General features: G+C 69.4%; 11 protein-coding genes. 7 read left to right on the top strand and 4 right to left on the bottom strand.

What is annotated here, in order from left to right; all coding sequences use genetic code 11:
- Positions 1-342: 342 nt before the first annotated feature.
- Together vapB and vapC are read left to right on the top strand one after the other, a co-directional pair.
- Entirely contained in the window at positions 343-564 is a 222-nt protein-coding gene (vapB, locus tag Q8Q88_RS15360) for a type II toxin-antitoxin system VapB family antitoxin (RefSeq protein ID WP_305676064.1), read from the top strand.
- The gene (gene vapC, locus Q8Q88_RS15355; protein WP_305676063.1) at positions 564-971 is read left to right on the top strand and encodes a tRNA(fMet)-specific endonuclease VapC; all 408 of its coding nucleotides are present in this window, start codon (positions 564-566) and stop codon (positions 969-971) included. Before vapB ends, vapC begins: the two co-directional genes overlap by 1 nt.
- A gap of 259 nt (positions 972-1,230) precedes the next feature.
- Here vapC and Q8Q88_RS15350 read toward each other — a convergent pair whose 3' ends face one another.
- The gene (locus Q8Q88_RS15350; RefSeq protein WP_305676062.1) at positions 1,231-2,286 is read right to left on the bottom strand and encodes a ParB N-terminal domain-containing protein; all 1,056 of its coding nucleotides are present in this window, start codon (positions 2,284-2,286) and stop codon (positions 1,231-1,233) included.
- A gap of 54 nt (positions 2,287-2,340) precedes the next feature.
- Positions 2,341-3,240 (bottom strand): toprim domain-containing protein, encoded by a 900-nt coding sequence (locus tag Q8Q88_RS15345; protein ID WP_305676061.1) that lies wholly within the window; start codon positions 3,238-3,240, stop codon positions 2,341-2,343.
- A 193-nt stretch (positions 3,241-3,433) separates the two neighbouring features.
- Between Q8Q88_RS15345 and Q8Q88_RS15340 the strand changes: the two genes are divergently transcribed.
- Complete coding sequence (locus Q8Q88_RS15340; RefSeq protein ID WP_305676060.1) at positions 3,434-3,895, top strand: mobile mystery protein A; 462 nt, start codon at positions 3,434-3,436, stop codon at positions 3,893-3,895.
- Positions 3,892-4,509 carry a mobile mystery protein B gene (locus Q8Q88_RS15335; RefSeq protein ID WP_305676059.1) on the top strand — a complete coding sequence of 206 codons (618 nt, stop codon included), beginning with the start codon at positions 3,892-3,894 and terminating at the stop codon, positions 4,507-4,509. The genes Q8Q88_RS15340 and Q8Q88_RS15335 overlap by 4 nt, the downstream gene beginning before the upstream one ends.
- A gap of 193 nt (positions 4,510-4,702) precedes the next feature.
- Here the strand turns inward: Q8Q88_RS15335 and Q8Q88_RS15330 are convergent, their stop codons facing one another.
- Positions 4,703-4,867 (bottom strand): hypothetical protein, encoded by a 165-nt coding sequence (locus Q8Q88_RS15330; RefSeq protein WP_305676058.1) that lies wholly within the window; start codon positions 4,865-4,867, stop codon positions 4,703-4,705.
- 62 nt (positions 4,868-4,929) lie between these two features.
- Between Q8Q88_RS15330 and Q8Q88_RS15325 the strand changes: the two genes are divergently transcribed.
- The 3 genes from Q8Q88_RS15325 to Q8Q88_RS15315 are packed head-to-tail and all read left to right on the top strand — an operon-like array spanning position 4,930 to position 8,148.
- A complete protein-coding gene (locus Q8Q88_RS15325) occupies positions 4,930-5,604 on the top strand; it encodes a helix-turn-helix transcriptional regulator (RefSeq protein WP_305676057.1) in 675 nt (224 codons plus the stop codon).
- Between the two features lie 7 nt (positions 5,605-5,611).
- Positions 5,612-6,796, top strand: a complete 1,185-nt coding sequence (locus Q8Q88_RS15320; RefSeq protein WP_305676056.1) for a recombinase family protein — start codon at positions 5,612-5,614, stop codon at positions 6,794-6,796.
- Positions 6,793-8,148: a recombinase family protein gene (locus Q8Q88_RS15315; RefSeq protein WP_305676055.1), complete on the top strand. Its 1,356-nt coding sequence runs from the start codon at positions 6,793-6,795 to the stop codon at positions 8,146-8,148. Before Q8Q88_RS15320 ends, Q8Q88_RS15315 begins: the two co-directional genes overlap by 4 nt.
- 72 nt (positions 8,149-8,220) lie before the next feature.
- Here the strand turns inward: Q8Q88_RS15315 and Q8Q88_RS15310 are convergent, their stop codons facing one another.
- Positions 8,221-8,523 (bottom strand): hypothetical protein, encoded by a 303-nt coding sequence (locus Q8Q88_RS15310; RefSeq protein ID WP_305676054.1) that lies wholly within the window; start codon positions 8,521-8,523, stop codon positions 8,221-8,223.
- Positions 8,524-8,658: the final 135 nt, after the last annotated feature.

Below are 8,658 nucleotides of genomic sequence, written 5' to 3'. Positions count from 1 at the left end.
ACCGGCAGCACGCCCGCACCGATCGCATGTAACTCTGCTGGGTCCGCGGATCGAAGTTGCGGATCATCATGTCTTCGATCATCCTGCGGCGCAGCGGGTTGATGACCTCTGCTGTCATCACGCATCTCCTGTCTTGAGGAGGACGTGGCCGACCCACGCTCCTCTTCAGACAGGAGAATCCCGCTACGCACCCACGTTGAGCGAATACTCCTCCCGCGCGAGCGGGTTAGTACGTTGGCGCGACGCGGAAGCGCCGCAGGACGAAGTCAGAATGGCCCTCCCGATCCCACTTGATTGAGCCGCCCTTGGGATATACAACTTGGATATCCCAAGGGTGAGCGTATGAATCGGACGACTTTGTTTCAATCAAACCGTTCTCAAGCCGTGCGGCTTCCCAAGGAGGTTGCATTTCCAGAGGGGGTTCGCTTGGTCACGATCCTCCGCGAAGGCAAGCGCCGGATCATCGTGCCGGCCGACGCCGTTTGGGACGATTTCTTCGACGCGCCTGGCGTGGACCTCGGCGATCGACATCAACCCACCGCGCAAGCGCGCGACTCCTTCTGATGCTGCGCTATCTGCTCGATACGAATCTCTGCATCCGGGTGCTCCGTGATCGCCCGCGACAGGTTCGCGAGCGGTTCAAGCTTGAGGCCGACAGCCTTTGCATTTCGACGATCGTGCTGACCGAATTGCTTTATGGGGCGGCCAAGTCGGACCGCCCCGAACACAATAGAAGTGAGGTCGAGCGTTTCGCTGCGCGACTTGAAGTCCTTCCATTCGACGAAGCCGCCGCCGACCACGCCGCTGACATTCGCGCAAGCTTGGAGCGCCAAGGCCAGCCCATCGGCGGATATGATCTGCTGATCGCGGGTCACGCGCGTAGCCGAGGCTTGACGGTCGTGACAGGCAATTTGGCCGAGTTTCGTCGGGTGGACGGCCTGCGGTGCGAAGACTGGCTCGCGAAGCCATAGCTCCGCTTCTCGTCCCGACGCCCACTTCTGCAGCTGTTGGCGCCCAGCGGACGGAAACCCGTTCCTCTCAAATCCTCTGACACAGGGTGGAAGCCGACATCTCCGCCGACAGGCCGCGTGCTTGCAGAGGCTGACCGTTGCTTCGGCAATCCAAATGGAAATGCCCCGCCGGCGATCCGGCGGGGCTGAACAGACGCTCGCACAGTCCTAGAACGGGATCTCATCATCGAGGTCGGGCTCGAAGGCGCCGGTCCGTACGTCACCGGGCTCGCCCGTCCTGTCGTCGGGCGCGACCTCCTCCTCCCGGCGGTTCTTCAACCGCAGCTCGGCCGGCCGTCGTCATGGCCTCGCGCGCCGCGCGCCAGCCGGCCAACTGGTCGGCGTCCAGTCCCAGTCCCAGTCCGTGGGCGTAGCCGAACGGCTCCAGGTCCGCCGGCTCCTCGGGGAAGCGCTGGCTGCTCACCTGGACGACGAGCCCCTCCCGCGCCAGCCGGCCCGCCAGGGTCGTGGCGCGCTCGATCCAGAGGGTTTCCAGCACCTCGGGATCCAGCAGCAGGTCCGGCCGCTCCCCGAACAGGTCGGTCTCGATTCGTCCTCCGGCGGCGGCATAGCGCTCGGGACCGACCAGGGCGAAGCGGTGATCCTGGGCCGTGACCCGTCCCTCGCCCAGGGCCTCGGTGACCCGGTGTTCGGCGAAGCCGTAGCCCTTTATCGCCGTCTCGGCGATCTCCGCCTGCAGCCTGGTGTCGGGCAGGCGCGCCAGCAGCCGGGCCTGGCGCAACGCGATCCGCCCGAGCTTCAGCGCCTGCAACGCCTTGGGATGCAGGCCCGAAAGCGCCGCCAGCCGGCGCACCTCGATCTCCCCGTAGCCGAGGGCCGCGGCGATGGCTGCGGGCGTCAGCTCGGCTTTCAGCATCTTGCCGATGGCGGCGATCACGTCGGCCACATGGACCGGCACGGCGGTATTGGTCAGCAGCACCGCGGCGGCCTGGCGGCCGGGATCGATCTCCTCGAAGACGTCCACCGGGTAATCCTCGCCGACCGCCCCCTCGGCCAGCAGCAGGCCGAGCGCCAGCAGCCGCCGGCGTCCGTCCGGGGCCATGGCGGCCTTCTCCCTGCGCCGGCCGGGGCGCACGGTCAGGGGCTGCAGCAGGCCGGCCGCCTTGATGGTGGCGGCGAGCTGCGGGATCTCCTCGTCGGGCGGCGTCCCGAACCGCATGTTCTCGGGCGCGACATCGAGGTCGCGGAGCAGATAGGTCTTGCGCACCCGCACGGGGGCGGCCGCCTGGGTCGGGGTCTCTTGAACGTCGGTCATCGGGCGATGTCCCGCACCGGCCGGCGGGGACGCTTCCCCCCGGTCCGGGCGCCCTCACCCGCCCTTCCCTCCTCCTCCGGCCGTCGCCACCTCGTTCCAGTCGCCGAACGGCGGCGGCGGGGGCCGCACCCTGGCGCGCAGGCCTTGGGCGCGCAGGCCCTGGGCAAGCTCCCCGGCGGATCGCTCGCCGTCCGCGCCGCGGTCGGCGGCCACGAGGACGCGCCGGACGCCCGGCGGGGGCGCCCAGCGCCGCAGATTGCCGGTGGACAGCAGCGCCCAGGCGGGCAGGCTGAACCGCTCGCCGGCCGAGAGGGCGGTGAAGACGCCCTCGGCCACCAGCAGGGTGGCGGCGGCCGGATCCAGCCGCACCGCGCGACCGGGTGGCAGGCGGCCCACGGTCTTGCGGGGCAGCCGCAGGTCTCCCGCGCGCCGCCCCTGCGCGTCCAGATAGGTGATCTCCACGGCCGCCAGCGCGCCGTCGGGGCCCCGGATGGCCGCCAGCAGGGCCGGTCGCCGGGTTCGCCCGGGGCGATAGACGGACACCGGCGCCGCGGGGTGGATCCGCAGGTTGGCGACGGAGGCCAGGGGACGCGCCACGCCGCGCAGGCGGCCATGTCGCGCCGCCAGCGAGTTCGGGCCAATGGTCAGGCCGGCGTCCCAGAGGGCGCGCGCGACGCGCGTGCGCGCGGCGGCCGGTGGGTCCTGGTCGGGCCCCGCGCGCCGGACGCCGCCGATGGGTGCGCCGGCTGCGTCGACCAGGCCGCGCGCCCGGAGATCGTCCAGCACCGCCCGCCAATCGGCCTCACCGAAGCTGTGCGCAACCACGCGTCCCTGATGCAGCAGCAGCGACACCGAACGATCCCGGGCGCTGTGGCCGGGCGCGGGAATATTGGCGCGCAGGCCGCGCGCATATAGGTCGCCGCCTAGGGCGGCGACGATGGCGTGAAGGGTCATGGATCAACTCCGCGGGCCAGGACGGCCCGCCCGACCTGCCCCTAACTCCGCCTCCAATCGCCGCCCCGCCCGACAGGATAATATATGGGTGATTGGAATCTACACTTTTGATAATATATTTATTATTATTTCCTTGGCATTCAATCATCCATAGCTTATCAGCGTCAGCAACTTCGATAATACTGGAGTTATCATGTCGGCCACCGATAGAGCGGCGAGAGCCCTCGACATGCGGCTTACGCCGGTACGGAACTGGTCGGTGGCGCGGCCGCCGAGGGGATGGCTGCGCGCCATCCGCGACGCGCTCGGCCTGACCTCCAAGCAATTCGCCAGGCGACTCGGCGTCAGTCAGCCTCGTATCGTCGCACTCGAGAAAGGCGAGGTTGATGAGACGCTCACCCTCGCAAGCTTACGTCGGGCGGCCGAAGCCCTGGATTGCACCCTGGTCTACGCGATCGTCCCGAAGCGACCTTTGGCGGACATGATCCGCGAGCGCGCCGAGGCGACGGCCGACGCGCAACTGGCGCGCGTGAGCCACACGATGCGGCTGGAGAACCAGGCGCTCACCGTGAGCGATCAGCGGCGACAACGCGAGCGCCTTGTCGACGACCTGCTCCGCGGCAGCCTGCGTCGCCTGTGGGACGAGCCCCAGTGAGCGATCCGCTCTTCGAGGCCGACGACGCGGCCAACACGCCGCTGACCCCGGCCGAGCGCGACGACCTGATCCCGACCTACATCACCACCCGCGCCGAACTGAACGAAGCCGAGCAGGAGAACATCTCCGAGGCCGACCAATGGGCGTTCGCGCGCAAGCGTGGCGACATCGTCGCGCCCGCCCTGCTGATGGCTCTGCATCGCCGGATGTTCCGAAAGGACTGGCGATGGGCTGGAACTGTCCGAAAATCGGAACGCAACATCGGCGTCGCGCCACACCGCGTCGAGGTCGAGCTGCACACGCTGATCGGCGACGTGCGCTACTGGATCGCGCACAAGACCTATCTCCCGGACGAGATCGCCGTGCGTTTCCACCATCGGCTGGTCGCCATCCACCCGTTCCCGAACGGCAATGGCCGGCATGCCCGCCTGGCGGCCGACCTGCTGTCGGTGCAGTTGGGCGGGACGCGGTTCAGCTGGGGGCGCCGCGACCTCGTCGAAGCCGCCGAGACGCGGCGGGCCTATGTGGCCGCCCTGCAGGCGGCAGATCGCCACGACATCATGCCGCTGCTGGCCTTCGCCCGCGGCCAGGCCATCGCGGAATTCGCCCCCTGACAAGATCAAAACCCCAACACCCGAGCGCGGACGCCCGCACGATCCGGCGCATCCTGACCCTTTGCTGCGTGGCGCTCGCCGCCATGTGCGTCGCCCTCGCCTTGCTCCACGCAAAGGCCAGGGCCGAGGCCGACTGCTGGCGCGCTATCGTCGTCGATGGCGAATGGCCGCCGGAGGGCGACTGCCGGCCGGCCTAGCCGACCCAGCCCTGGGCCAGGGCGCCGGCGACCAGGGCGACCACGATCACCCCGATGACAAAGATCCCGCGCCCGGTGGCGTTGGCCTTGAACCAGCCGCCCAGCTCGACGGAAAGGGAGTCCTTGGACGGCGGAACAGGGGGCTTGGCGCGTTGGGTCATGAAGGTTCTGTAGAAAAAATACACAATTTACGCAAGAGCAAATTGTATGTTATATACAGTTCATGACATCCACCGACCGCGCCGCCCGCCTGAAGCTCGCCCGACAGGAGGCCGGGTTCGCCACCGCGGTGGCGGCCGCCCTTCGGTTCGGCTGGAACCGCAACACCTACAGTTCCAACGAGAACGGCAACGCGCCCTTCGCCTGTAGGCGGGCCAAGGTCTATGCGGCGGCCTTCGGCGTCGGGGCCGAGTGGCTATTTGAGGGCGCCGGTGCGCCAGATACGGACGCCCCGACCGGCGCGAGGCCGCCCAATCCGCGGATGGTCCCGATCATCGGCCGGGTGGGCGCCGATACCGAGGGACGGGTGCTGTTCGCCACGGGGCAGGAGGTGGGCGATCTCGCGCCCATCCCCCCGGGCGGCACGGAGAAGGCCGTGGCCCTGCTGATCGTCGGGCACTCGATGCGGGGCGTGGCCGATGACGGCGGGCTGATCTATTTCGAGGACCAGCGCACGCCGCCGACCCCCGACATGCTGGGCCACATGGTCGTGGTCGAGACGGCCGGCGACGAGGTCCTGGTCAAGCGGCTGCTGCGCGGATCCAAGGCCGGCCGCTTCGATCTGGAAAGCGTGGTCGGCGTCACCCGCCAGAACTGCCAGCTCCGCTGGGCCGCTCACATCACCGCGATCATCCCGCCCCATCAGGCGCGCCGCATCATCCGCGCCGGCGGACTCTAGACCCGGCGTGCCGGACGCCAAGGCCATCCCACCGGCGGCGCGCGCGGCGCAGTACCTGCGCATGTCCACCGACCAGCAGCGCTATTCTCTGGACAACCAGGCCAGCGCCATCGCCGCCTATGCGGCGGCGCGCGGGCTTGAGATCGGCGCCACCTATATGGACGCCGGGGTCAGCGGCCTGCGCGCCGCCAATCGCCTTGGCCTGAGACGACTGCTCGCCGACGTGGTGGGCGGGGCGGCGGACTTCGAGGTCGTGCTGGTCTACGACGTCAGCCGCTGGGGGCGGTTCCAGAACCCCGACGAGAGCGCCCACTACGAGTTCGTCTGCCGCCAGGCCGGGGTGCGGATCGAATATTGCGCCGAGGACTTCGGGGCCGGCGGCGTGGCCGGCGCCCTGCTCAAACAGGTCAAGCGGGTGATGGCCGCCGAATACAGCGCCCAGCTTTCCAGGACCGTGCGCCACGCCAAGCGCCGCAACGCCGAACAGGGCCTCTGGCAGGGCGGCGAGCCGGGCTACGGCCTGCGCCGCTGCGTGGTCGACGCCGCGGGCAAGCCGCTGTGCGTGCTCCAGCGCGGCGAGCCCAAGCCCCTCCAGTCCCAGCGGCTGGTCCTGGTTCCGGGGCCTGAAGAAGAGCTCGCCGTGGTGCGCCGCATCTATCGCCTGTTCCTTGAGGAAGGGGTCAGCCGCACGGCGCTGGTCCGCTTGCTGAACGACGAGGACGTCCCCTATGGCGACGGACGGCCCTGGACCTACCAGAAGGTCAAGAACATCCTCACCAACCCGGCCTATGCCGGCGACAAGGTCTTCGGTCGGCACGCCTACCACCTGGGCGGGGGGCCGGTCGCGCAGCCGCCCGAGGCCAGGGTCCGGATCGCCGACCCCCTGCCCGCGGCGGTGCCCCGCCAGGCCCAGGCCAAGGCGGCGAAGATCATCGCCAACCGCATGGTCATGCTCGACGACGACGCCATGCTCGGCCGCCTCGCCGATCTGCTGAAGACCGAGGGCCGCCTGACGTCAAAGATCATCAAGCGGGCCGAAGGGGTCCCCTGCCCCGCGACCTACCACAACCGCTTCGGCAACCTCCGGGAAGCCTACCGGCGGATCGGCTATGTTCTGGCGACTTCGCGCGGCAAGTCCGTTGTCGCCCCGCGCCGGATCGTTCGTCCGCGGCCAAGGCGAGGTCCGCCATGAGCGACCCAGCCCAGCTCGTGGATCCGGGGCGTGGTGGGATCCCGGCAGTGGCCTATCTACGCATGTCGACCTCACGGCAGCCGGACTCCTTGGCTCACCAGCAGGCGGCGATCGACGCCTTCGCCCGCGACCGGGGCTACCGCGTGCTGCGCGCCTATGCGGATTCCGCCGTCAGCGGCGTCGTCGCGGCCACGCGGCCGGCGTTCCGCGAACTGCTAGGCGCCGTACTCGGCGGCCGCGCCGATTTCGCGGCGGTTCTGGTCTATGACGTCAGCCGCTGGGGCCGATTCCAGGATCCCGACGAGGCCGCCCACTACGAGTTCCTGGCCGCCTGCGAAGGCGTGCGCATCATCTATTTCGCGGAGGCCTTCGCCGAGGGGCAGGCCGCTCAGGACGTGCTCATGAAAGGCCTCAAGCGCTCCATGGCCGCGGAATACTCCCGTGATCTTGGCGCCAAGATCGCCCGCGCCCAGGCCAGGCTTTCGGGAATGGGCCACTGGCAGCACGGGCCGCCGGGCTACGCCCTGCGTCGCCGGCTCATGAACGCCGACGGGACCCCGGGCGCCATCCTCCAGGCCGGCCAGCGCAAGTCCGACCCCCGCCAGCACACGGTGCTGGTGAAGGGGCCGGCGCGGGAGGTCGCCGTGGTCCGACGCCTGCACCAGCTCTGCGGGGCGGAAGATATGAGTCCAGCAGCGATCGCCGACCTCCTGAACCGCGAAGGCGTGCGCGCCACGGGCGGCCAAGTGGTCGGGAGAGCGGGTGCGGCTGATCCTCGCCAATCCGAAATATGCCGGCGTCCTGGTCACCGGCCGCCGACATACCCCCTTGGCGGCCGGCGCAGGGACCAGCCCGCCCAGGCCTGGATCACCGTCCCCGGCGCGGCGCCGGCCCTGGTCTCCCGCAAGGCCTTCGAGGCGACCCAGGCCGTCCTGCGGCCCCACGCCACGCCGGAAACGCCAGACCTGCTCGAGGCGCTCAGGGCGGTGGCCGAGGTCCATGGGGTCGTCGGCGAAGGCCGTCTGAAGGCGCTGGGCGTGCCGCACTATCGCGCCTATCGGGTGAGGTTCGGAAGCCTGCGCAAGGCCTTCGCGGCCATCGGCTGCACGCCGGGCCGCCATTTTCCCAAGCGCATGGAGGAGACCGAGATGCTGCAGGGCCTGGCCCGCCTCTTCGAACGCGCGGACGACCTCACCACCGCCCTCATCGACGCCGACCCCGACGTCCCCAGCGCCGATCACTATCGCCGCCGCTTCGGAACCCTGGCCGAAGCCTTCGCCCAACTGGGCTTCGTGCGGATCGGCGCGGCCGAGGCCCGTCGCGTCGCGATCAGGAGATGGCGCGCGATCTGAGGCAGCGCTTTCAGCGACCTGATGGGGTCGGCGAGACCATGGCCCCGACGGCAGCGGAAGATCCTCCGTCCCTCAGCCCTTCTCCGCGACCACGCGAGCCTTGGGCCAGCGCGCCACCAGGTCGGCGTGCTCGGCCTCGCGGGTCGCGCGCGCCACGTTCAGTCGGGTGTAGACGCGCGCCTCCCCCTTGGCCATGGGAGCCGCACGCGCCTGCGACAGGTCGTTGGTCATGCCGATCACCACGATCTCGACAGGGAACGCTTCTTCCAGCACCACGACGAAATTGCCGGCGATGGGAAGATGGCCGGTTCCGTCCGGCCAGCGCCGAAAGCGGTAGCTGGCGCCGGACGCGCCGGAAATGTCGATGAAGGCCATATAACGTGCTCGCGCGTTGAACCCGGGACGTATCGCGCCGCGCGTGACGGGTCGAGCCGATACGAGCTAGATCAGGATCAACTCACGGAGACTCAAAGGCGCGCATGGCGCAGATCGACCGCTTCCTGCGTCATA

Origin of the sequence: Phenylobacterium sp. (genome assembly GCF_030697925.1) — a bacterium.
Classification (GTDB): Bacteria; Pseudomonadota; Alphaproteobacteria; order Caulobacterales; family Caulobacteraceae; genus Phenylobacterium.
Note: the sequence above shows the minus strand (reverse complement) of the source record. Positions and strands in the feature narration are given on the sequence as shown.